This is a genomic window from Arthrobacter sp. ISL-65, assembly GCF_018613795.1.
Classification (GTDB): domain Bacteria; phylum Actinomycetota; class Actinomycetes; order Actinomycetales; family Micrococcaceae; genus Arthrobacter.
Genome location: NZ_JAGGPN010000001.1, coordinates 14128 through 37051 on the forward strand (window position 1 = coordinate 14128; position 22924 = coordinate 37051).

Annotated in this window: 20 protein-coding genes and 2 pseudogenes; 8 read left to right on the plus strand and 14 right to left on the minus strand. The window is 61.4% G+C overall.

Translation table 11 applies throughout. The features are described from left to right. Nucleotides 1-4: 4 nt before the first annotated feature. Both J7I85_RS24745 and J7I85_RS00060 read right to left on the minus strand, forming a co-directional pair. Nucleotides 5-1075, minus strand: a complete 1071-nt coding sequence (locus tag J7I85_RS24745) for a hypothetical protein (protein ID WP_251023735.1) — start codon at nt 1073-1075, stop codon at nt 5-7. Beyond that, entirely contained in the window at nt 1072-1869 is a 798-nt protein-coding gene (locus tag J7I85_RS00060; RefSeq protein ID WP_214845067.1) for a TnsA-like heteromeric transposase endonuclease subunit, read from the minus strand. Before J7I85_RS00060 ends, J7I85_RS24745 begins: the two co-directional genes overlap by 4 nt. Before the next feature lie 344 nt (nt 1870-2213). Here J7I85_RS00060 and J7I85_RS00065 point away from each other — a divergent pair, with 344 nt between their 5' ends. The 4 genes from J7I85_RS00065 to J7I85_RS00080 all read left to right on the plus strand — a co-directional run bounded on the left by J7I85_RS00065 (nt 2214) and on the right by J7I85_RS00080 (nt 5506). Next, nucleotides 2214-2447 (plus strand): hypothetical protein, encoded by a 234-nt coding sequence (locus J7I85_RS00065; protein WP_214845068.1) that lies wholly within the window; start codon nt 2214-2216, stop codon nt 2445-2447. A gap of 422 nt (nt 2448-2869) precedes the next feature. Beyond that, complete coding sequence (locus J7I85_RS00070; RefSeq protein WP_214845069.1) at nt 2870-3145, plus strand: hypothetical protein; 276 nt, start codon at nt 2870-2872, stop codon at nt 3143-3145. Further along, nucleotides 3142-3924: a metallophosphoesterase gene (locus tag J7I85_RS00075; RefSeq protein ID WP_214845070.1), complete on the plus strand. Its 783-nt coding sequence runs from the start codon at nt 3142-3144 to the stop codon at nt 3922-3924. Before J7I85_RS00070 ends, J7I85_RS00075 begins: the two co-directional genes overlap by 4 nt. Before the next feature lie 73 nt (nt 3925-3997). Beyond that, nucleotides 3998-5506, plus strand: coding sequence for a hypothetical protein (locus J7I85_RS00080; RefSeq protein WP_214845071.1), 1509 nt, complete (start codon nt 3998-4000; stop codon nt 5504-5506). Between the two features lie 95 nt (nt 5507-5601). Here J7I85_RS00080 and J7I85_RS00085 read toward each other — a convergent pair whose 3' ends face one another. The 9 genes and pseudogenes from J7I85_RS00085 to J7I85_RS00125 form a co-directional block, all read right to left on the minus strand. Further along, complete coding sequence (locus J7I85_RS00085; RefSeq protein WP_214845072.1) at nt 5602-6207, minus strand: hypothetical protein; 606 nt, start codon at nt 6205-6207, stop codon at nt 5602-5604. Nucleotides 6208-6439: 232 nt separating this feature from the next. Next, nucleotides 6440-7795, minus strand: coding sequence for a cyclic GMP-AMP synthase DncV-like nucleotidyltransferase (locus J7I85_RS00090; protein WP_214845073.1), 1356 nt, complete (start codon nt 7793-7795; stop codon nt 6440-6442). Then, complete coding sequence (locus J7I85_RS00095; protein WP_214845074.1) at nt 7792-8955, minus strand: SAVED domain-containing protein; 1164 nt, start codon at nt 8953-8955, stop codon at nt 7792-7794. Before J7I85_RS00095 ends, J7I85_RS00090 begins: the two co-directional genes overlap by 4 nt. A 362-nt stretch (nt 8956-9317) precedes the next feature. Beyond that, nucleotides 9318-10292 (minus strand): class 1b ribonucleoside-diphosphate reductase subunit beta, encoded by a 975-nt coding sequence (gene nrdF / locus J7I85_RS00100; protein ID WP_214845075.1) that lies wholly within the window; start codon nt 10290-10292, stop codon nt 9318-9320. 91 nt (nt 10293-10383) lie between these two features. Next, nucleotides 10384-12540, minus strand: coding sequence for a class 1b ribonucleoside-diphosphate reductase subunit alpha (gene nrdE / locus J7I85_RS00105; RefSeq protein ID WP_214845076.1), 2157 nt, complete (start codon nt 12538-12540; stop codon nt 10384-10386). Nucleotides 12541-12566: 26 nt separating this feature from the next. Next, nucleotides 12567-13073 (minus strand): class Ib ribonucleoside-diphosphate reductase assembly flavoprotein NrdI, encoded by a 507-nt coding sequence (nrdI, locus tag J7I85_RS00110; RefSeq protein ID WP_251023736.1) that lies wholly within the window; start codon nt 13071-13073, stop codon nt 12567-12569. A 55-nt stretch (nt 13074-13128) separates the two neighbouring features. Next, on the minus strand, nt 13129-13374 hold the full coding sequence (gene nrdH, locus J7I85_RS00115; protein WP_076802586.1) for a glutaredoxin-like protein NrdH: 246 nt from the start codon (nt 13372-13374) through the stop codon (nt 13129-13131). Between the two features lie 475 nt (nt 13375-13849). Beyond that, a pseudogene (locus J7I85_RS00120) lies at nt 13850-14170 on the minus strand (class I SAM-dependent methyltransferase); the annotation flags it as partial. Further along, nucleotides 14167-14493 (minus strand): annotated as a pseudogene (locus J7I85_RS00125) (FAD-dependent oxidoreductase); the annotation flags it as partial. The pseudogenes J7I85_RS00120 and J7I85_RS00125, both read right to left, overlap by 4 nt. A 133-nt stretch (nt 14494-14626) precedes the next feature. On the opposite strand from J7I85_RS00125, the gene J7I85_RS00130 reads away from it, so the two are divergent. Together J7I85_RS00130 and J7I85_RS00135 are read left to right on the plus strand one after the other, a co-directional pair. Next, complete coding sequence (locus J7I85_RS00130) at nt 14627-15544, plus strand: LysR family transcriptional regulator (RefSeq protein ID WP_214845078.1); 918 nt, start codon at nt 14627-14629, stop codon at nt 15542-15544. A 45-nt stretch (nt 15545-15589) separates the two neighbouring features. Next, entirely contained in the window at nt 15590-16099 is a 510-nt protein-coding gene (locus tag J7I85_RS00135) for a DUF2004 domain-containing protein (protein WP_190602553.1), read from the plus strand. Between the two features lie 76 nt (nt 16100-16175). Here the strand turns inward: J7I85_RS00135 and metE are convergent, their stop codons facing one another. Both metE and J7I85_RS00145 read right to left on the minus strand, forming a co-directional pair. Then, complete coding sequence (metE, locus tag J7I85_RS00140; protein ID WP_214845079.1) at nt 16176-18509, minus strand: 5-methyltetrahydropteroyltriglutamate--homocysteine S-methyltransferase; 2334 nt, start codon at nt 18507-18509, stop codon at nt 16176-16178. A 56-nt stretch (nt 18510-18565) separates the two neighbouring features. Continuing rightward, complete coding sequence (locus tag J7I85_RS00145; protein WP_214845080.1) at nt 18566-19531, minus strand: methylenetetrahydrofolate reductase; 966 nt, start codon at nt 19529-19531, stop codon at nt 18566-18568. A gap of 691 nt (nt 19532-20222) precedes the next feature. On the opposite strand from J7I85_RS00145, the gene J7I85_RS00150 reads away from it, so the two are divergent. Both J7I85_RS00150 and J7I85_RS00155 read left to right on the plus strand, forming a co-directional pair. Continuing rightward, nucleotides 20223-21305 (plus strand): hypothetical protein, encoded by a 1083-nt coding sequence (locus tag J7I85_RS00150; RefSeq protein ID WP_251023737.1) that lies wholly within the window; start codon nt 20223-20225, stop codon nt 21303-21305. A 91-nt stretch (nt 21306-21396) separates the two neighbouring features. After that, on the plus strand, nt 21397-21594 hold the full coding sequence (locus J7I85_RS00155; protein ID WP_102972413.1) for a hypothetical protein: 198 nt from the start codon (nt 21397-21399) through the stop codon (nt 21592-21594). A 3-nt stretch (nt 21595-21597) separates the two neighbouring features. Here J7I85_RS00155 and J7I85_RS00160 read toward each other — a convergent pair whose 3' ends face one another. Further along, nucleotides 21598-22851 carry an ROK family protein gene (locus J7I85_RS00160; RefSeq protein ID WP_251023738.1) on the minus strand — a complete coding sequence of 418 codons (1254 nt, stop codon included), beginning with the start codon at nt 22849-22851 and terminating at the stop codon, nt 21598-21600. Nucleotides 22852-22924: the final 73 nt, after the last annotated feature.

Here is a 22924-nt window from a genome sequence, read left to right on the forward strand (position 1 = left end):
GCCCTCAGGACACTCGACCGGTAGTCCCGCGCATTGTCGGTAACGATCCGTTGTGGAGGGAAGTACGGCCGCGCCGGGGCGGGAGATTCGTCGGATCGTATCCTGGCCGCAGGGTGCGTGGCACGAGGCAACGTGCCAGGGTCACCACGTGGTCGAAGCCCTTAGTGCCCCGCAAACGTATTGTGCTGGCGATGATCATTTCGGTATCCACGTCCACGATCACTGTCAGCAACGGTCGTACCCGCTCGCCTTTGTCATTGAGGACCTCAACGTCGATTACCGTTGTGTCCATTTGGCATTCCCGTCCCATCATGAAGCGGGTCCGTGGCTGAAACATACGGTTCGGAACGCTGGCCTTCGAACGCCGCGACGTGGCGTTGCGGAAAGTATCTTTTCCGCGTGTCATGATCCTGCAATAGCGCCACAGCGAAGTTGGCGGCGGAACTTTAACCCCTTCTCCGGGGTGCTTGAGTAGTAACTCCTGTTTGAGACGGAATCGGAGCCGGCCAACCGTCCCGGTCGATTCGTTCGTCTCGTGCCCAATGACAGTTGCCAGCGCTACCATCACCCGGGGGTCCACCCGTCCAAGGGGGTTATACAGACGAAATTGCCGACGGTCCAGGACACCAGCAATACCGACCGCGCTGTACGCGCGGAGCCGGCGTTTGATGGTTGAGGGTGAGCAGGGGATGCCCAGGATCTGCATCTCCCGGGATTTGTTAGCGATGCGGGTTGCGAGGCTGAGACCGGGATCGTATTCGGGGCGGGGAGACCCGGGCTCTCCGTTGAGGCGCCTGCCTGTACTCAGCTCTTCGAGGTGGTCGGCCCACATCACAGCTTGCTTCCGTTTGTCTTTTCCTACCCGGTCCAAGTCCCTTGGTTGTGCTTTCGCCCAGCGGTCGCTGGGCCCGATCCACAGGCGTGCCATATCCAGCGGGTCGTACCAACTTTCCTCACCGGTGCCAAGATGACGGAGCAGTACATGTCCGTCCTTGAACTCCAGTACCAGGTATTCGGCGATCGTCTTTGCACCGTCTGTCAGCGTGACCTTCATTCCGATTTCGATCTGCCTCATTCCAGAGCCTCGCTTTCAGACATTTCAACGGGAGCTTCACAGTGGAGGATGGTCGACCAGGTCAGCGGCTGTTCTTGGTCGAAGAGTACGAAACGGTGCCACATCAGGCTGTACAGGCTGTGGATCATGGCGGAGGCGTCCCCGGAGCCCACCCAGAGGCCGGTGTCTCTCAAGGAATGAGGTTCCTGAAGAAACGCCTGCAGGTTCAGTGTCACCTCGGGCGGCGGAAGATAGCGTCCGTGCCTGTACGCGGCAATCCACTCGAGGTTGTTACTCAATGTCTTACTCAAACCTGTGAAGAGGAGGTAGTCCCAGCCGATGCGATCACACAAGAACTCGGTCTTTCTGAACGTCTCCATGTCATCTTCTGTGGTTTCCTCCTCCGGATGTACGTCAATGAGGAGTTGGCTGCCGGACTCGTAGACGGCGAAGAAGTCCGGGAAATGATGGGATCCATCGAGAAAGTGCAGGCACATGGGTTGCGAGGAAATGGCTCTGATGGCGTACATGTGGTCCAGCCACATGAGCGCCAAGTATTCGGTCCACGACTCATAGCGCACCAGAGCACCTGTGCCGGCACACCAGTAGTAACCAGGATGATTTGGCCGGCCAGGATAGTTCGCGCTCTCCCGGGCTGCCCGCGCCTTCTCCAAACCCAGAGCCGAGGCACGACTATCCGCAGCAGCGGTGCGGATCTTTCCTCCAGAGTCCACCCATGACAGGGCCTCAACCGCAAGAGAGATGGGGAGTTTGTCCAATCTGGGACGCCGCGACCCTGTCTTAATGGCGGTCATTGGGCCCCCCGGTCTGGGCCGTCACCAGCGAGTGATCGTAAGCTACAACATGGCAGAAAAAGCGATGGTGCGGCCAAGTCCGCGTGACCACGATATAGGGGAACAAACGGCCTGCAAAACGTATGATTTCGTTGACAATTTGCAAGCCACGTGTAACGAAAACCTTAAAACGAGGGTGGGATGAAGCTCGTCCCGTCAGGACGAGCCCAGCAAACTTGGCACCGAAGTCTGCCGCCCGCACCTTTCGTCACTTCCGCATTCGGCCGACTGAATCCCGGCCACATCTAATTATCCGCCCCTGTCTGTGCATGAGCAACGACGGAGCAATCCCGTAGTCTTGGGGCATGAGTACGCGTACGGCAGTTGAGGCCGTCGTCAAGGAGGCATGTCGCGATGGGGGCGCCCAAGCCGTGGCCAACAAGCTGCTCGGGCTAATGTCGCCGGCCGCAGCGATGCTGTGGCTCAACGGTTACGACGGACAGCTCGGCGGGGCTCAGCCGGTTGTCGTCCTGCGGCTCGAAGGGTCAGAACCCGTCTTAGCAGCTCTTCGTGCCTTCGAGGAAGGTGCTTTCGCCTGAACTCCCCCTTAGTTCATCGCCGAACAGCTCAACGTCCCGATTCTTTTTGGCGGCGCCCCTCCCCCTCGTGCTGCCAGCGGCCGGATCCCATGTCTGCTGTCGCTGAAATGCGCAGAAATTAATAGCACGAGTCATCTCCTGCGCGGAATGCCGGCCAACCGCGCTGCCGAGGGCAGGATACGGCGAAGACTGTCTCGTCTGTGTCCGGTGGCCGAGAGCACCCAGCTTAGAAACCTCAACGGAACGTCAACAGATCTGCAGGCAGTCCTTCACCGGAGGGCGCCGGCAACCGTGGTCCTCCTTGGCTAAAAGGGCAGGCGCCCGTGACAGGCCGGAACTCACATTTACACTCACTCACGCACAGGGCAGCGGCTACACTCGCAACATGGGCAGGAGCTACGCAATGACGATGCGGGACGCTGGTGACTACCGCAACGGGCAGTGAGTATCTGATCGATCTGCCAGCGAGAACCGTGAAACGGCGGATGGCTACCGCGGCCCCGCTCTATGATTTCCTGGAAGCAACTTTCTCGCAGCTGCGCCGTGACGGGGATACTTTGGAGCTGCTCCTGCTCAAGACCCGGGCGATCGGGATCTCTGCCCTTCGCTGGGTTGTGATCCGCGACGATCGCATGTCGACCCTCAGGAGAACCTCCCCGGTCGTGAAGATCAAGCCACGGGAAGAGCCGGAAGGATGAGCAGCGGGACAAGCGGTTTCCCATTCGTTGTCGTGGGCGACTGGCACGGGCATCAGGGATGGGGACTCACGGCCATACGGTCAGCAGCCCGGGAAGGCGCGAAGGTGATCATTCACGTCGGTGATTTCGGTTTCGATTGGCCTGGCGCCAAACGAAACCGCTACGAAGCCAGACTGAACCGGTCATTGTTTGAGCACGGAATCACACTCATAGTTTCCCCTGGTAATCACGACAACCACGACACCATCGAGAAACTCCGCGTGGAGAGCGACGGCCTGGCCACGTTCCGATCCAACATCATGGTCCTTCCCAAAGGCGGCAGAACGGAAATCGAGGGCCTGCGGATAGGTGGCTTAGGCGGAGCATTCTCTGTCGACAAGGAATGGCGCCAAAAGGGAAAGGACTGGTGGGCAAACGAAGAACCCACAGCCGAAGACGCAGAAAGACTGGTCGCCGGTGGCCCCCTAGACGTCCTCATAACGCACGACGCGCCTGCGGGCGTGCCACTGAGAAGCAACCTCGACCTACCACACGACATGGTCGAACAATCGATGCGCACCAGGTGGCTGCTCCGAACCGTCGTGGACACGCTGGCGCCGCCCCACGTTTTCTGCGGCCACTGGCACCAGAGGGTAGTTCATCAAATGACGCATGCAAACGGATGCGTCACCCGTGTGGACGTACTAAACATGGAAAATTCCCGCTACGGCAACGGGGTTTTGGTATGGCCCGGCACCCCACCGTTGCGTGTCGAACCTCTCGACATCCGCAGCAGCTAGGGCTACGGCCGACTCCCTGCCTTTCGTTGCGGCAATCTGGCACGTCCTCAGAACCTGCTGACAAAATTCACGTATGGCTCCTTCCTCGGCTCTGACCACCCAGCAAGTTTCGGTACTGAAGTGGATTGGTGACGGCCATCCGGAACAAATCCCGCCGGACTACTCGCTCCGCATCTCCGCCAGGGCCCTGGAACGCCGGGATTTAGTAAGGATCAGTGGCCACGGCCCAAGTTGGGCTGCTGATCTCACGGACAAGGGACGCAGGGCGCTCAACAATCCAGAACCAAGCGTCTCATCCTCGCCGTCGCCCGGCAGCCCGATGGAGACTGCGCTGCCCAGGAGCCAGGCGGCAACAACGGCATCCCAGACAACGCAAAGAACCACCGGATTGCCCGGCCCCAAACCTATCCCTGCCGCCAAACCGAGGCCCAAGAGCGATGACTTGCTCGCGGCGCTGCTCGCTAATGGCACTGTCCGTTTCGAGCCAAAGCAGTACCAGAGCGTTCAAGCGCAAGTTAGCTACCTGAACCGCAAGGGACTTGTCCCCAAGGAAAAGGTCATTGAAGTCCGGGGACCAGGTTGGGGTTCTGAATCCGGGAAAATAACCCTGAGCGATCGGCCCGCCTGGCAATACCAGCAGCTCGATGACATCGAGATCCCGACATCCCTAAGGAATCCCTCAGACGCTGTGCATACAATGCAGCGCCGCGGTGACCAACTCGACATGAGCGAAAAGTGCTTCCGTCACGCCCTGCTCATCGTTCAGGCGATCAACACAACCTGCACTCAGCGCGGGTACACGATAACGGCACGCGACCGGAACCAATATGACTGGATGAACGGACCGGGCTATAAGCACGATCCCGACTACGCCGGCCACATCGAGGTCGGGATACGAGAAAACACCTTCGTCCTCGCCCTCAGCCAGGAAAACGCCCAAGCCCCAACGTCACGAGAGGCGCGAACGAACACCGCCAAGGCTGCTGAGCAAGTCAAAACAAGAGCCACGGTCAGAATCCGAATCCTTGGCAGCAGACGGAGCTTCTGGCGCAGTGAATGGACCGAGTCCAAGGGCGGAACCGGTATCGAATTTCTTCCTCGGTTGTTTCAGGAGCTCGAACTGCGCGCGCAACGAGCCGACGATGAGCGACGCGATGAGGAGGAAAAACGCATCCGAACGCGGCGGGAGTGGGAGGCAGTCAAGGGCAGGGCCAGGGCGCTATTCATCAGGGACAAGAAGCTCGAGCTGCTCTACGACCAGCTACATCGCCGCAAACTCGTCACTGAACTCGAGCTGTACCTGGACGAACTACAGGTCCGCCTAACTGACACAGACGATCGGGTTCGCCCCAACGTATCCGAATGGGTTGAATGGGTATCCACCTACAAAGACGAAATTGATCCACGTCACGGCCCGCTTGCTCTCCCCGGCATCCAAGATCCTTCCGATTCTGACATTGCCCCCTATATGGACGGCTGGAGCACCAGCGGCCCTTACAAGTCGCCACGATCCGAGCAGACTTCCGATTTGCAGTTTCCCCTACCGCAACCCTGGCATCCGAACCGCAGAGAATGGCCGTGAGCCGTTATCGGTCCCACGCGGCTTGCCCACTCCCCAATGAACGCTTCAAGCAAGACAGCGGGCTCCTGACGGCAGCAGCAACGGGCTATCGGTGGTCACTCGCTGTTCTGGAGGTCTTCCCGTACCGCGTCCAGGATCTCACCCAAGGTGCCGGAAAAATTCGGCGTATTTCCCTTGAGCGGAAAGGTCAGCCCAAGACCGTTTTCATATTCCACAGTGAATTTCAGGCCCGCGGTCGACGGGTCCCGCTTTTCGTATGAGGGAGCGTCTGTGATCGTGAGGCTCTTGATGGTATCTCGTCGTATCATATTGACCACGGGACGGGCGGATCCGGCAATGCGAAAAGCAGTGTGAAGCAGCAAATTGTCTGTCAGCACCACCAGTTCACATTCCTGAGTTTCCCCTTGTCGCTCTGGGGTTAGTCCGGCGACGGCCAGCGTATCTTTTTGGTCCGGCCCGATAGCCGCGGCGAAAGCCGAGAGAGCGGCATCCACATACTGCTTCGGCAAAGGACCGCCAGGGCCAAAGTGCGGGTTGACCTCGTCTACGAACGTCTGGCTGGACTGCTCAAACTTGCCGTAAAGACTTGAGGCAATTTCCTTGGGTGTGCGCGTCACAATGTCCTTGTCGTTGAAGGGTAATCTCCGCCGGATTGACGGCATTAAAAGATTCCAAGCCACAGAACCTGAAAAATTCGTCACAGTATATCTCCACCAACAATACAACTGTCGAAATTAGCAGGATTTAGCTCAAAATGCACTCATTAGGGACTGTTGCTGAAATCAGAAGGCTACCAAGCCCCGGAGCGCTATGCCTGGGTAAGACATCGCCGACGATCACGTAATGCGTCCACGGCATAAGTTGCCTGACTGTCATGTGCCTTATTTGACGGAAGTCCGCAGACGTCTTAAGCCTGACCATTGGTAGTTTGGCTTAGATGATCACAACAGGCTGCCGCGACCGGGCCACGCAAATTCCTTCTTTTATCACATAGCATTCGACGTAATGGCTACCGGCATAGAGCGTGCTTTCCTTTTTCCGCCGTTGGCCCACATCCCGAGTAATCTCACCGCGCAAGGATTGCTTCCGCTCAGCTTCTAAGCCCGAATTTCGAACTTTCCAATACACGTCGAAGGGCCCTTTCACGCTGGTCCCTTCTACCGCAAAATGTAGATCACGTTGCTTGGGAACAACTCCCGCGCCTGCTCGTAATGCACGGCGTTGAACGCGATTGAGCTCGCGAGGCGGGGATACGTCACACCTGACGCTGACCGTGTCAGTTATTTGGACAGGGAACATTTCCTCAATGAATCGTTCTTTAGGCGCACGGCGGCCTGTTGAGTTTTTGACCGCCGCACTGGCGGACATGGTGACTGCGTTCACGACTGATTCAGGAAACGCTGGTCCGAACACCTTTCGCCAAGCGGCAATACTCTCGTCGACTGTTGAGGCATCAAACGCTTCGCGGATCTTGGGGGCCAACTCATGAATCCTGTCCCGGAAGGCAGCAAACTGGCTGTCAGTCCAGCGGTGGTTAAAGGACGTCGCCGGGCAGCTCGGGTCGGCGAGATGTGGTTTTGTCCACTGTGACTGTAACCACCGGTCCAAGTCTTCAACCAAATGCAGGAGGGTGGTAGGCACATCTTTGTAGTACTCGCCGTTAAGGTCGCGCCAGCTGTCCACGATGTTTCCAACCATGGTTGTCAGTAGGACTGACTTCAGCTTGAACGCATCCTGATGATCTCTGAGGTACTTAAGGAGCCGGATGGCCTTGCGAAGGTTGCGGTTGGTCAGCCGGTCTTTTTCCTGAATCCATTCGGAGAAGCCGACAGGATTCGTGTCCTCAAACTCGTTAGTATTCCGATTGACAATGACCTGCCGGCCATTCGCCATCACAACATAGGTGATGATGTCGATGTGGCAGTCGTTAGCGTACGTCACCCGGACGCAGCGGTCCTTCTTGGAGCTCATGCCTCCATAGATCGCGTGATCAGACAGCGCGGTGTAGACAGTATTTGCGTAGCTGCGCGGGTTCTCATTCCAGGCTTCATCCTCGCTGAGTTGAACGAGGAAGTCCGCATCGAATTCAAGGCCAACAGCTGGACGGATGATCGTTTCGTGAGCCCATGAGCCCTGCGGGACCGTGTCGAGGACGCGACCGTCCAAGGAATCCGCCGCCTTCAACGCCTCTGTGATGCGGACTACCCTCGTGTCGAGGTCGCCTAGCCGACTCGCGTTCAGGTTCACCGTATCGGTCAACATCTTGCCGAAATACTGGGTCAGTTTCATGATTTCCCAACGTGGATGGCGGGGACGTAGCCGCCGCTCGGCGTACGGTCATAGAGCTGAAGTGATGGATATACATCGCGTGAGAGAACCCGCCCGAACTCCACAGCGGAGGACAAGGGCATAGCTGCGAACACATGGAGGAGACGGACGTGCTTATGGCCCCGACCCTCCATCTCGGCGAGCATCCGTCTGCAAGCATCGCTGAAGGCGTCCAGTGCCCCCGGCCCTGCCAGGACATCTGGGTGTGCAAGCTGATCGACAGCAAGCTCAAACACCGGGAGGTCGCGAACGCCGGGCGGCAACTCATCCCGGTGAATGGTGCCGCTGACGTTGATCACGAGAGTTGCTTCGCAGCTGGCAGGCTCTGGGTCTGGCACGCTGAAGGCAAACGTGGCTGTCCCGTCCGGTTCAGGCCACTTCCAATCGCCGGTGCTCCGGTGCTTCTGATAAACATCGACCGGAACCTGGTCACCCAATTGAGCCCCAAGATAGACCAGGAGCGGCAGGCGGGCGAAAGCGAAGACACTCAAATGGATGATGTCATCGCTGGCGACCGCTTCCGCCGCCTTGGTCTTGACAGCCCTGTCGATTAATTGGCATGCCGCCGCATAATACTCAGGCGACGGCCCGTCTTCGCCGGGTAAACCGCGCAGGTCTATCTCGAGCATGTTCCGCGTGGACAAATCGAACCGCGGCATTCGTCCGGCACTAGCCATCACCGCAGTCGCCACAGCGTCCCGGCCAACCTCGGCTGGGCTTCCGCGAAGCCAACCCAACATCCGAATTGGAGTGGTCCGGTTGTACTCACCGAAGCTCGTCGCTAGAAAAACCTGGTCCTCATGCTTCCGCTTCAATTCACGAAGAAACGGAACGGTAAAAGCCTCCCTTGAACCCCACTTGTCGATCTCGCTGTGCTCGTCATCGCAGATAAGCATCAGGTTATCGGCATTGTCCCGCTCGTCATCGGTCAACAACCCGTCCAGGCCCCTAGGCGACTTCGCACTCGCCTTCTGACCAACTATGTGGGCTGCCTGACCGAACGTGAGCTCCCTATAGCCCAACTGGCCCTCAAGAAGATGCCGGCGGCAGATCTGGCAGCGGCCACCAGACCTGACCCACAGCTTCAACCGCTCTGGATCAGGAATCTTGCGCTCCGCCATCAACTACCCTCCGACTATTCTGATGATTGATTGGCCCATGAGCCGGACCGCAGCACACGAGGCCGTTGCCCGGCCGGCATGACCCGACACTGAAGACAAGAGCCAGAGAAAATCATGCCCAGCCTTGACCCATCGTTCCTAAAGCCAGCCGAGGAACCGGCACCCCGACCACGGCGGCCCAACGTCGCATTTTTCTTATCGTTGGACCACACCCGAAAACAAAGCCAGCTGGTTCAACTGGAATGGAACAGATTCAAGTAGACCGGAAGCCGGTCAACTAGAACGGAACAAAGGTCAACTAGTTTGGAATCTCACACCAGATACTGCGAAATTGCTCAGTTAGGGCGCGGTCTCACAGCTGGCTAGAAGTCCCAGTCCTCGTCCTCGGTGTTGACAGCCTTGCCGATGACGTAAGACGAGCCCGAACCAGAGAAGAAGTCGTGGTTCTCGTCGGCGTTCGGAGACAGGGCCGACAGGATGGCCGGGTTCACGTCAGTGACGGAGGCCGGGAACATGGCCTCGTAGCCCAGGTTCATCAGCGCCTTGTTGGCGTTGTAGTGCAGGAACTTCTTGACGTCCTCGGCCAGGCCGACGCCGTCGTAGAGATCATGCGTGTACTGGACCTCGTTCTCGTACAGCTCGAAGAGCAGCTCGAAGGTGTAGTCCTTGATCTCCTGCCGGCGTGCCTCAGAAACCTTCTCCAGGCCCTTCTGGAACTTGTAGCCGATGTAGTAGCCGTGGACAGCCTCGTCACGGATGATCAGGCGGATCAGGTCGGCCGTGTTCGTCAGCTTGGCGCGCGAGGACCAGTACATCGGCAGGTAGAAGCCCGAGTAGAACAGGAAGCTCTCCAGCAGCGTGGAAGCCACCTTGCGCTTCAGCGGATCGTCGCCCTGGTAATAGTCCATGACGATCTGCGCCTTCTTCTGAAGGTTCTCGTTCTCGGTGGACCAGCGGAACGCCTCGTCGATCTCCTTGGTGGAGGCCAGCGTGGAGAAGATCGAGGAGTAGCTCTTCGCGTGCACGGACTCCATGAACGCGATGTTCGTGTACACGGCCTCTTCGTGCGGCGTGATTGCATCCGGGATCAGGGAGACGGCGCCCACGGTGCCCTGGATCGTGTCCAGCAAGGTCAGACCGGTAAACACGCGCATGGTGAGCTGCTGCTCGGCCGGCGTCAGCGTGTTCCAAGACTGGACGTCGTTGGACAGCGGCACCTTTTCCGGGAGCCAGAAGTTGTTGACAAGGCGGTTCCAGACGTCAACGTCCTTGTCGTCCTGGATCCGGTTCCAGTTGATGGCCTCGACGTGGCTGAGCAGCTTGACCTTCTCGGTCATGTCATCCCCTAAAAAGTTGGGTTGGTTCTTACTTAAAGCGTACGACGGCGGGCGGGCGCCCGCCGTCGTACCATTACGATTTAGTTGAACATTAAAGCATGCAGCTGACGCAGCCCTCAACCTCCGTCCCTTCCAGCGCGAGCTGGCGGAGGCGGATGTAGTAGATGGTCTTGATGCCCTTGCGCCAGGCGTAGATCTGCGCCTTGTTGATGTCGCGGGTGGTGGCAGTGTCTTTGAAGAACAGCGTCAGGGACAGGCCCTGGTCCACGTGCTGCGTTGCAGCGGCGTAGGTGTCGATGACCTTCTCGTAGCCGATCTCGTACGCGTCCTGGTAGTACTCCAGGTTGTCGTTCGTCAGGTACGGGGCCGGGTAGTACACGCGGCCCAGCTTGCCTTCCTTGCGGATCTCGATTTTGGACGCCACCGGGTGGATCGAGGAGGTGGAGTTGTTGATGTAGGAGATCGAGCCCGTCGGCGGGACGGCCTGCAGGTTCTGGTTGTAGATGCCGTGCTCCATGACGGAGGCCTTCAGTTCACGCCAGTCCTCCTGCGTGGGGATGTGCACGTTCTTGAAGAGCTCCCTGACCTTCTCGGTCTGCGGCACCCACTCCTGCTCGGTGTACTTGTCGAAGAACTCGCCGGAGGCGTACTTGGACTTCTCGAAGCCGCCGAACGTCTGCCCGGTCTCAATGGACAGCAGGTTCGAGGCCCGCACCGCGTGGTACACGACGGAGTAGAAGTAGATGTTGGTGAAGTCCAGCCCCTCTTCGGAGCCGTAGTGCACCCGCTCCCGCGCCAGGTAGCCGTGCAGGTTCATCTGGCCCAGGCCGATGGCGTGCGACTGGTCGTTGCCGCGGGCGATGGACGGCACCGAGGTGATGTTCGACATGTCCGAGACAGCCGAGAGGGAGCGGATGGCCGTTTCGATGGTCCGGCCGAAGTCCGGCGAGTCCATGGTCTTCGCGATGTTCAGCGAGCCCAGGTTGCAGGAGATGTCCTTGCCGGTCTCGTCGTAGGACAGGTCATCGTGGTACGTCGTGGGCTGCGAGACCTGGAGGATCTCCGAGCACAGGTTGGACATGATGATCTTGCCGTCGATCGGGTTTTCCCGGTTCACGGTGTCCTCGAACATGATGTACGGGTAGCCGGACTCGAACTGGATCTCGGCGAGGGTCTGGAAGAACTCGCGCGCCTTGATCTTGGTCTTCTTGATCCGGGAATCGTCCACCATCTCGTAGTACTTCTCGGTGACCGAGACGTCGGAGAACGGCATCCCGTAGACGCGTTCGACGTCGTACGGCGAGAACAGGTACATGTCCTCGTCCTTCTTGGCCAGCTCGAAGGTGATGTCCGGGATCACGACGCCGAGTGACAGGGTCTTGATGCGGATCTTCTCGTCCGCGTTCTCCCGCTTGGTGTCCAGGAACCGGTAGATGTCCGGGTGGTGGGCGTGCAGGTATACGGCACCGGCGCCCTGGCGGGCACCCAGCTGGTTGGCGTAGGAGAAGCTGTCTTCGAGGAGCTTCATCACGGGGATGACGCCGGAGGACTGGTTCTCGATCTGCTTGATCGGGGCGCCGACTTCGCGGATGTTGGTCAGCGCGAAGGCCACGCCGCCGCCTCGCTTGGACAGCTGCAGGGCCGAGTTGATGGAGCGGCCGATCGACTCCATGTTGTCTTCGATGCGGAGCAGGAAGCAGGAGACCAGCTCCCCGCGCTGGCGCTTGCCGGCGTTCAGGAACGTGGGGGTGGCCGGCTGGAAGCGGCCTTCGATGATCTCGTCCACCATCTGCAGCGCAAGCTGCTCGTTGCCGCGGGCCAGGTGCAGGGCAACCATGCACACGCGGTCCTCGTAGCGCTCCAGGAAGCGCTTGCCGTCGAACGTCTTGAGCGTGTAGGACGTGTAGAACTTGAAGGCGCCCAGGAAGGTCTCGAAGCGGAACTTCTTCTTGTAGGCACGGTTGAAGAGCTCGCGGATGAAGTTCATCGTGTACTGGTCGAGGGTCTCGCGCTCGTAGTACTGGTTCTTCACCAGGTAGTCGAGCTTCTCCTCGAGGTCATGGAAGAAGACCGTGTTGTTGTTCACGTGCTGCAGGAAGTACTGGTGTGCCGCCTCGCGGTCAGCCTCGAACTGGATCTCGCCGTTCGGACCGTACAGGTTCAGCATCGCGTTCAGCTCGTGGTAACCCAGGCCCTTATAGGCAGCGGGGAGCGCCGGCTTCTCCTGCTTTTCAACAGCCGTCTCCATGGACGCGTCCTTTCCTTCGGGCCTGGTTACTTCTGTGTCTGCGACAGTCGTGTCCAAAACTCTTCCAATCCTTTTTGTACACGGGAGACGTCTTCCGGCGTACCCATGAGTTCAAACTTATATAAGTGGGGGACCTTGCATTTGGCAGCGATGATGTCGCCCGCCATGCAGTAGTTGTCCCCGAAATTCGTGTTTCCGGCCCCGATGACTCCCCTGAGCAGGCGCCGGTTATCCGGGTTGTTCAGAAACCTGATGACCTGCTTGGGCACTGAGCCCTCGCCGCCTGTCCCGCCGTAGGTGGGGACCACGAGCACGAACGGTTCACAGGCAACAAGGGGTTCATCCTTGGTGTGCAGGGGGATCCTGGCTGCGTCCGCACCAAGCTTCCCGATGAAGCGGCTGGTGTTCTCGGAGGCCGAGGAAAAGTAGATGAGGCGGCTGTGAGTCTGGTTCACGGGCGGTGTCTGATTGACGGGCGTCGTGTCCGCAGCACGGGCTGCGGCCGGCGCATCGGCAAGTGCCGGCGCAGCCATGCGAGTCACCTCATCTACTCGGGAATTCTCTGCCGGAAACGGCGTGGGCGCAGCCTTAGGCCACAGAGGCGGAGGCGCTCAGCGCCAGCTCCTCGATCTTGTCCGGGCGGAAACCGGACCAGTGGTCCTGGTCCGTGACGACGACCGGTGCCTGCATGTAGCCGAGCGACTTCAGGCGCTCAAGGGCGTCCGCGTCCTGGGAAATGTCCACGCTCTGGTAGGCGATACCCTTCTTGTCCAGTGCACGGTAGGTGGCGTTGCACTGTACGCAGGCCGGCTTGGTGTAAACCGTAACGGTCATGGTTCCTGTCCCCTTTGTTGAAGTCACTGCTGCTGCACTCTTCTGAGACCTTGCTTGTGTCTCTGTATTGAAATCTCTGGCATCGTAGCGGTGGACTCTGCCCGGACCTTACTGTCCAGTACTGGCTACGCCGGTCTCCCGCTCAATCTGTATGTCGATACTACATGTAGTGCGCGGCCCCGGAGGGGACCCCAAGATGATGTATTACAAGTATGTCATTTAATGCACTTTTAATCCACAGGCCGGTGCCCTCAAAATGTCCGGATTTCCGGGTTTTTGATGGACGGAATCCACACCCTGTGGAGTAGTTAGCCACATTTAAACCCCAGCGTGTCGTCCCGAAGACGGCGTGTCGTTGCACCCCTGACGGCACCTTTTGGGTGCGCCGGAACACAACACTGAGGGCCCCGAAGCATGCTTCGGGACCCCCACTGTGATTAAGCAAACGCCAAACTGGGGCTGAGCCTCCGATCGGCTAGAGCTGAGCCTCCCGGCGGTCCAGGACGATCTGCTGCACGTCCAGGTATCCGGACTGGAAGCCGGCCCGGGAGTAGGAAAGGTAGAACAGCCACATCCGCTGGAAGACCCCGTCGAATCCGAGCTCGCGCACCTCCTGCGCATGCTGCAGGAACCGCTCCTCCCACAGCCTCAGGGTGGCGGCGTAGTGGTCGCCCCTCCCCCGGCGCTCCCGGACCCGGAGGGTGGTGTGCTGCTCCGTGACGCTCTCGATCGCCCGCACGGAGGGCAGGAATCCGCCCGGGAAGATGTACTTGTGCACCCAGGTGTAGGCGTTGCGTACTCCAGGCCGCAGCCGTCGCAGCGGATGCTCATGGTCATATCCGAATCCTGCGTCTCGACGCCTAGTTACGCGAACAGCCGGATGAGGTTCGGGTAGGTGCGGTTGTTGTGCACAATGAAGCCGGTGTCCACGGCGAGGCTCCCTGAGTCCTGCCGGACGTCGTGCGTGTGGGCATGCCCGCCGGGCCGGGAATCCGCCTCAAAGAGGGTCACGTGGTCCCGGTGGCTGAGGATATGTGCCGCCGTCAGGCCCGCCACTCCGCTTCCGACGACGGCGACCCGCCGCCTCTCGTCTCCACTCCATGCTGGGCTCGGTGACAATCTTTGCTCCTCTGCTGAACAGTTGCCGCGGAATTGGTAGTCGCGGACTATTCGGAGCAGACGCGGGTGCCGGATGGGTTTCCCTTCTCCTGCCACTTTTCCTGCCACTGAGCGGCCGGAGTAAGGTTGGCTGGTGGTCAACCCCGTGCATTTGAGGACGCTCCTTGAGGTAACGCGGCTGGGTTCCTTCGCGGCCGCGGCGATCAGACTTGGCTACACCGCCTCAGCCGTGTCCCAGCAGATGTCCGCCCTGGAGCGTGACACGGGCGTCCTCCTGTTCCAGCGCTCCGCCCGGAGCGTGGTTCCTACGGACGCCGCGATGGTGATGGCGCGCCACGCGGCGAAGGTCCTGACGGACATCGAGGCGCTGATGGCCGCGGCCTCCAAAACGCACGACACCACCAGCCAGGAGCTCCGGCTGGGCATCTTCCCCAGCCTCGCCACCTACGTTCTGCCGCGGATCCTGCGGAGTCCCGCATGGAAAGGCCTGGCCATCGACCTGCGGGTGTCCGTCGCCGAACCCGCCCAGACCATCCAGGGGCTCCGCACCGGCGGCGACACGGATGTGGCGCTGGTTTACCAGGTGGGACAGTCCGGGCTGGCCTGGCCCCACACCATCAACCGGCAGTGGATCGGCGACGACAACTTCCGCGTGGTCCTTCCCGCCGGCTGGGGATTCCGCACGGACGCGAAGGTGGCCGCGGACCATCTCTCCGACATGCCGTGGATCATGCACCACCCCGGCACGAGCGATGCCACCGTCATTGAGCGGCTCTTCGCCGGCTGCAACCTTCACCCCCGCGTGGTGGCCTACAGCGACGACTTCCATGCCAGCCTTGAAATGGCCGCCGCCGGGCTGGGGGCAGCGCTGGTGCCGGAACTTGCGCTGCTGCACCGGCCGGCCGGCGTCGTGGTGCTGGACGTCCCGGAAATCCGGCTGGCCCGCAACGTCTTCGCGCTGCTCATCAACGACAAGAAGACGGCGCGGGTACAGCTGTTCGTGGACTTGCTGGCGGAAACGATGGGCGGCCTGGGGCAGTCAGTTAAATGATCCCCGAAGCTGGAATGCTCTGCTTTTCGGGTCTATGTTGAAGATATGACCACCAAGGTAGCAAGCCAGCACTTCGGAGTAATCGAGCTGAACCACGGCAGGGACCATAACGTTGCCGCGGAGCACGAGCTGGCCGGACAACGCCTTGAGCTGGACCTGAACATCAACGCCCATGATCACTTCGACGAAGCGGCCATGCATAAGGTGGACTACCGGCTGCGGTACCTCCCCGAACTCGTGGACGAGGTCAGGGAGATGATTGCCGAGGAGCTCGAGCAGGACGGCACCAGCCCGCAGGAATACCTCCGCTTCCACTGCAACGCCATCAAGGACGAGCACCTGCAGAAGGTCTTCGGCGTGAAGGAAAAGAGCCAGCTCACCAATGCGGTGTTCCTCAAGGCCCTGAAACTTGGCCACGTGGGAATCTACCCCGGCCAGCCCGAACGCTACTTCGTCCTGGACTTCACCCTAGGCGAGCACTTCACCGACGAGGTTCTGGTGGCGTCCGCGGACGAGGACGGCGTCGTCGACGACGAAATCGTCTGGGAGTCCTGAAGCGATCGATAGTTAAAGCCCGACGGCGGGCGGTCACCGTGAGGTGACCGCCCGCCGTCGTACGTGGTGCCGTTGGCTACTTGGCGCCTTCGAGCAGGCCGGCGCGGACCGTCTTGGTGGCCGCGACCAGGTTGCGCAGGGACGCTTCGGTCTCGGCGTAGCCACGCGTCTTCAGGCCGCAGTCCGGGTTGACCCAGAGCTGGCGGGACGGAACATGCTTCACGGCGGTGCTCAGCAGTTCGGTGACTTCCTGCTCGCCCGGGACGCGCGGCGAGTGGATGTCGTAAACGCCGGGTCCGACGCCGCGGCCGAAGCCGTGGGACTCGAGGTCGTGGACGACCTCCATGCGGGAACGGGCAGCTTCGATCGAGGTCACGTCGGCGTCCAGGCCGTCGATGGCGTCGATGATCACGCCGAACTCGGAGTAGCACAGGTGGGTGTGGATCTGCGTGGCGTCAGCTGCACCGGCGGTGGACAGGCGGAAGGAGTTGACGGACCAGTCCAGGTAGGCGGCCTGGTCTGCCTTGCGCAGCGGAAGCAGTTCGCGCAGGGCGGGCTCGTCAACCTGGATGATCTTGATGCCGGCAGCTTCGAGGTCGGCGATCTCGTCGCGCAGTGCCAGGCCCACCTGGTTGGCGGTCTCGCCCAGGGGCTGGTCGTCGCGGACGAAGGACCAGGCCAGGATGGTGACCGGACCGGTCAGCATGCCCTTCATCGGCTTGTTGGTCAGGGACTGGGCGTATTCCGCCCAGGCCACCGTGATGGGGGCGCTGCGGGTGACGTCGCCCCACAGGATGGACGGGCGGGTGCAGCGGGAGCCGTAGGACTGGACCCAGCCGTGGACCGTGACGTCGAAGCCTTCCAGGTTCTCGGCGAAGTACTGGACCATGTCGTTACGCTCGGGCTCGCCGTGCACCAGGACGTCGTAGCCGAGCTCTTCCTGCAGCTCAACAACGCGCTTGATCTCGTCCTTCATGAGCTGCTCGTACTGCTCGTTGGTGAGGTCACCCTTGTTGTTGCGGGCGCGGGCCGAACGGATTTCCGAGGTCTGCGGGAAGGAGCCGATGGTGGTGGTGGGCAGCGGCGGCAGGTGCAGTGCTGCTTCCTGGGCGGCTTCGCGGACCGCGTACTCGGAGCGGTTGAAGTCGGCCGGGGTCAGGGCCTCGGTGCGGGCGCGGACGTCGGCGCGGCGGACACCCTCGGCTTCGGCGCGGGAGGCGATGACGCGGGTGGCCTCGTCGATGGCCGGCTGGACTGCGGCGGCGTCGGTCAGCAGGCCGGCGAGGGTCACAACCTCAACGGCCTTCTGGTCGGCGAACGCCAGCCAGCTGCGCAGCTGCTCGGACAGCTGGGCCTCTTCTTCGACGTCGTGCGGGACGTGCTGGGTGGAGGTGGAGGTGCTGATGGCCAGCTTGGCGACGCTCTTCTGCAGCTCGGCGATCTTGTTAGCCGAGGCGGCAAGATCGTTGCGCCAGATGTTGTGGCCGTCCACGACGCCGGCAACGAGGGTCTTGGTGCCCAGCGCAGCCAGTGCTGCGGCGGAGGGAACCTCGCCCTTGAAGACGTCGATGTGCAGGGCATCGATGTTGGTGGCGGCAAGGGTGCCGAGCTGGCCATTCAGTGCGCCGTACGGAGTGGAGACGAACAGCTGCGGGCGGCTGGCGGCAGCGGTGAGGACCTCGTAGGCACGGGCTGCGGCGGCCTGGATCTCCTGCTCAGGGGTGTCCTGGTCCACAACCAGGGCGGGCTCGTCCAGCTGGACCCAGCTGGCACCGGCAGCTGCCAGCTTCTCGAGCAGCGCGGTGTAGACCGGCAGGACGTCCTCGAGGCGGGACAGCGGGCTGAAGCCGGCGGGGGCGTCGTCGGAAGCCTTGCTCAGCAGCAGGAAGGTGACGGGGCCGACGATGTACGGGCGGGTCTCCACGCCGTTGGCCAGGGCGTATTCGAACTCTTCAACGATGCGGTTGGAGGTCAGGGAGAAGTTGGTCTCCGGGCCGATTTCCGGCACGAGGTAGTGGTAGTTGGTGTCGAACCACTTGGTCATTTCCAGCGGCTGCTGTTCCTTGTTGCCGCGGGCCAGGGTGAAGTAGCCGTCGATGTCCAGCTGTCCCTCGGCGTTGAGGAGGTTGCCGAAACGGGCGGGAACGGCGCCGACGTGGGCAGCGGCGTCGAGCACCTGGTCGTAGAAGGAGAACGTGCCCGGAACTGCTGCGGCTTCGGTAAGCCCGAGGCCCTGAAGGCGCTTGGCGGTGCTTAGCTGGATCTCCTTGGCGGCGGCGTCCAGGGCCGCGGCGTCGATCTTGCCTGCCCAGTAGGCTTCAACGGCCTTCTTCAGCTCGCGGCGGCGGCCGATGCGGGGGTATCCGAGGATGGACGCGGACGGGAAGGGCGTGGCGTTCTGTTCAGTCATGTGAAAGTCCTTGAATCGTTGCGAAAAGCTGTGAATGTCGTGGGGAGGAAATGCGGTCAGCTGGCCAGCTGGCGGCGGGCGAGTGCGTTCAGGCGGCTCGACGGGCGTGCCGGCCGGGCAAGCGACAGCTTGTCCAGCACCTCCAGCGCGCTCTGGTGCTCATTGAACGTGTAGATGTGGAGTCCGGGTGCGCCGGCGTCCAGGGCCGCGTTGGCCAGGTCCACCGTTGCGCTGACGCCGATGCGGAGCCGCTCGGCGTCGGTATCTGCGGCAGCCATCCGCTCGATGAGCTCCGGGGCGGGTTCGACGCCGGTCAGCTCGCCGAGGCGCTTGAGCCGCCGCAGGCTGGTGAGCGGCATGACGCCGGGGATGATGGGGATGGTGACGCCGGCCCGGCGTGCCCTGGTCACGAGGTCCGCGTATTGCTCCGTGTGGAAGAACACCTGGGTGATCGCGAAGTCGGCACCGGACCGCTGCTTGGCCAGCAGCACCTCCACGTCGTGGGCCTCGCTAGGGGATTCCGGATGCCGTGTGGGGTAGGCCGCCACGCCAACGGCAACCTTCCCGGCGCACAGCAGTGCCGAGCGCCGCTGCTCCACCCGGCGGATGAGCTCGATCAGGTCCTGGGCGTAGCGCAGCGAACCGCTGACCGGTTCGCCGCTGTCCTTGGGCAGGTCGCCGCGGAGGGCAAGGATTCCGCGGACGCCGGCATCGAGCAGTTCACCGATGATTTCCGCGAGCTCGGTTGGCGTGTTGCCAACACATGTCAGGTGGGCAAGCGGACGGAGGGTGGTCTCCAGCACCAGGCGGTTAATGAGTTCGACGGCGGTGTCGCGGTTGGAGCCGCTGGCACCGTAGGTGACCGATACGTAGTCGGGATCGGTGGCTTCCAGTTCCCGGATGGTGTTCCACAGGGTCTCCGCGGCAGCGGGCGAACGGGGCGGAAACAGCTCATAGGAGAGCGCCACCGGCGCGGTGTCGGAGAGATTTGGATGTGTTTCAATAAGGCTTGGTGGTGACATTTGCGTCCTTGGCTTTGGGCCATTGAAGGCTGCGCTGCCGTGGCGGAAGCCAGGGCAGCAGGCGGTCAATGAATTGAGTTTGGGGAACACGGGACGAACTTCGGCAGGGCGCAGCCGCGACTGTTACGCCTGTAAAGAAGTCCACCGTGAGCAAATGTCAGGCCCACATGGGGGCACCCACACCCTCCTTGGCGGCCGGCGGGCGGCACATCCGCAGCGGAGGATCGCTGACACGTTACCTGGGTAACTTGTATAGAACTCTAGAAGCCGTCCGGGGGCGCCTTCAAGTTGACGCCGAATTAAGACGCTGCTTTACGCCCGATTGGATCGCCCGTTCAGAATTATCTTCGCCAAAAGGGACCCCTAGCGTTGCTGGCACCCGAGCCGCGCGGGGAGCCAGCGCAGGCGTACCTCTTTCCAAACCGAAGAATTAGGTCCATTCTTTTGTCACGTCGTATCGGATTCGGCAAGGTCTCAGGTTGAGGAGGCTGGATGCTCCTTCTCGTTCTTCCTCGGTGAATCCTCCCGAGAGAACATTATCCGCGCCTGTCGCTTGGCCTGCGTCGCACCGTCCCATGATTCGCCCGCTGGCAGGGCGCGGTTCGCCAGCTTTCCGCTGCGGCCGGGCACGGTATTGACGCGCGGTGGAGTTGCTGGAAGCCAGAAATCCCCACGGCGAAAGGCCATCGAGATGTTCCACCTTTCCAAACCACCGCTTCACAAATCACCGTCCGCCCCGGGCTCCGCCCTTGTGCTCCTCGTCGCGCTGGCCACTGTTACGGCCTGCGCCCCACAGCAAAATACCGCCCCGCAGGCAACCACCGGTTCCGCCGCACCGACAGCGACGTCGGCCGCAGCCTCCCCAACCGGATCTGCGGCTTCGGGATCCGCCACCCCCGGTTCAACCGGGACAGCCGGCGCGGACGAGCTCTGCGGTCCCGGCTCCGCGATCAACTTTGACAGCTCCCAATTCCAGTCATCGCCTAACGTGGACAACAAATGGTTCCCGCTCAAGCCGGGCATGCAGTACACCACCACGGGTGACGTCAAGAGTGCCGAGGGAGACATCAAACGGACGGTGGTGCACTCAATAACGGGACTGACCAAGGTCATCGACGGCGTGAAGACCCAGGTCATGTGGGACCGGGACTACGCCGACGGTGAGCTCGTGGAATCAGAACTGGCTTTCTTCGCCCAGACCCAGAGCGGGGACGTCTGGCTGTTCGGTGAATACCCGGAGGAATATGAAAGCGGGAAGTTCACCGGTGCGCCTTCCACCTTCATCCATAGCTTGGACGAGGCCCAGGCCGGCATGGCCATGCAGGCGGACCCCCAGACCAACACGTCTAGTTATGTCCAGGCCCACGCGGCGAGCATCGACTTCCTGGACTGCGGGCAGGTCTTCAAGCAGAACGAGCATGTGTGCGTCGCCACGGGCTGCTATGACGATGTGCTGGTGATTGACGAACGCAACCCGCTGGAGCCTGCGGTGGGTCACCAGCGGAAGTACTACTCGGCCGGAACGGGCCTGGTGAAGGTGACTGCTGTAGGCGGCGACACCCAGGAGACGCTGGAGCTCGCCAAGATCGAACAGCTCACCGACGCCAAGCTGAAGGAAATCAACCAGGAGGCGCTCAAGCTCGACCAGCATGCCTACCAGGTCAGCAAGAGCGTCTATGCCGAAACGGACAAGGCTGAGGTTGCCACTGAAACGTCTGTGCCTGCCAGCAGCCCGGCTACGGGCGACAGCCCGACTGTTCAGCCCGGCTACTAGTCAGTACAAGCGTCCGATACCGGAACGGGTGCCCGGCGGGAGGTTACCGGGCACCCTCCCGTTAGCCCACGATCAGGTCTATTCTGATGCCATGATCCAGCTACCAGCCAGCTACGAGGAATATCTCGTCGGCAAGGACCCAAGCTTCGTCGACATGGTTCGTCCGATCCTCCTCCAGTCGGCAGCGGATCAGCTGCACGGCGTCCGGGTGCTGTACATCCCCCGGGGGCACCAGGCACACCTCGACGATACGATTCCCTACGGGACAATCGTCGAGGACATCGACTAGGGTTCAGCCCTCCAGCAGCAGCCGCTGGGCCCGGGGCGCAAGGGTGTGCTCGAGGACCAGGCATGCAGCGCCCACCGCTCCCACGTCCTCCCCCACGCCCGTGCCCACGACTTCGACGGCATGGATGTTGCCGGCATCGCTGTTCTGCTGGATCAGGCCAGGGACCTTCGCCAGGTAGCGCGCCGACAGCAGCGGCCAGAAGGGGCCGCCGAACACCACCCTGTCCACGTCCAGCGTGTTGGCCACCGCTGACGCCGCCCGGGCCACGAGTTCTGCTGATTTGTCGATGATGGCAGCCGCTTCGCTGTTGCCGGCGTCGGCTGCTTCGCAAAGCATGGCAAACCTTTCCTGGACGGCAGAGCTGCTGGCGGCAGTTCCGGGCTCATCCAGAATGCCTGCAGCCTGGGCCTGCGCGACCAGGACCTGGGGAATGCAGGTGGACTTGACGCAGCCGCGCAACCCGCAGTCGCACGGGGCTCCGTCAGGGTCAACGATGATGTGGCCGATTTCGCCGGCGTTGCCTGATGTGCCGCGGACCACCTCGTCATTGAGGACAATGCCGCAGCCGATGCCGGTGCCCATGTACATAAAAACAAAGCTGCCGGCGCCGCTGGCTCCGCCGGCCCAGGTTTCCGCGACCGCTGCGCTCGTGACGTCCTTGTCCATCAGCACAGACAGTCCTGTCGCCTCAGCCAGCGCATCCCGGAGCGGAACGCTGTCCCAGCCGTTCAGGAGCGGCGGCTCCACCACTGTGCCGTTGTCATGGTCGATGGGTCCGGGCGCCGCGACGCCCAGGCCGGCAATCTTGGCGCGATCCACACCCGAGGCCTCGACCAGCTTGTCGATTTCGGCGGCAATGGCGGTAATAACAGCCTCGGGCCGGGAGCTGTCCGGCGTTTTCACGCTCGAATGCAGGACCACTGCACCCAACAGATCAAGGACGACAAACGTTGCCACAGCAGGGTCCAGATGCACCCCGACCGCATACATGCCAGCGGGATTCAGGCGAAGGATGGTTCGCGGCTTGCCCGGTCCGCTGCCCTCTTTGCCCGCCTCGACAATGAGGTTCTGGTCCAGCAGCCGGCGGGAAATGTTCGAAATGGTTTGCGGGGACAGACCAACGATCTGGGCAAGTTCAACGCGGCTGAGCCCTCCGGCGGCACGGCGGATGGCATCGAGAATGACAGTCAGGTTGAAGTCGCCCATCCGCGGCAGGTTGGTTCCGCGCCTCGGCGAGGGCTGGCGGATCTCGGTCAAGGATTTTCCTAACATCTTTTGTTGGCCACTATCGATGCCTGAATCGTACGTTACGCCCCGGGGAACGGGTACG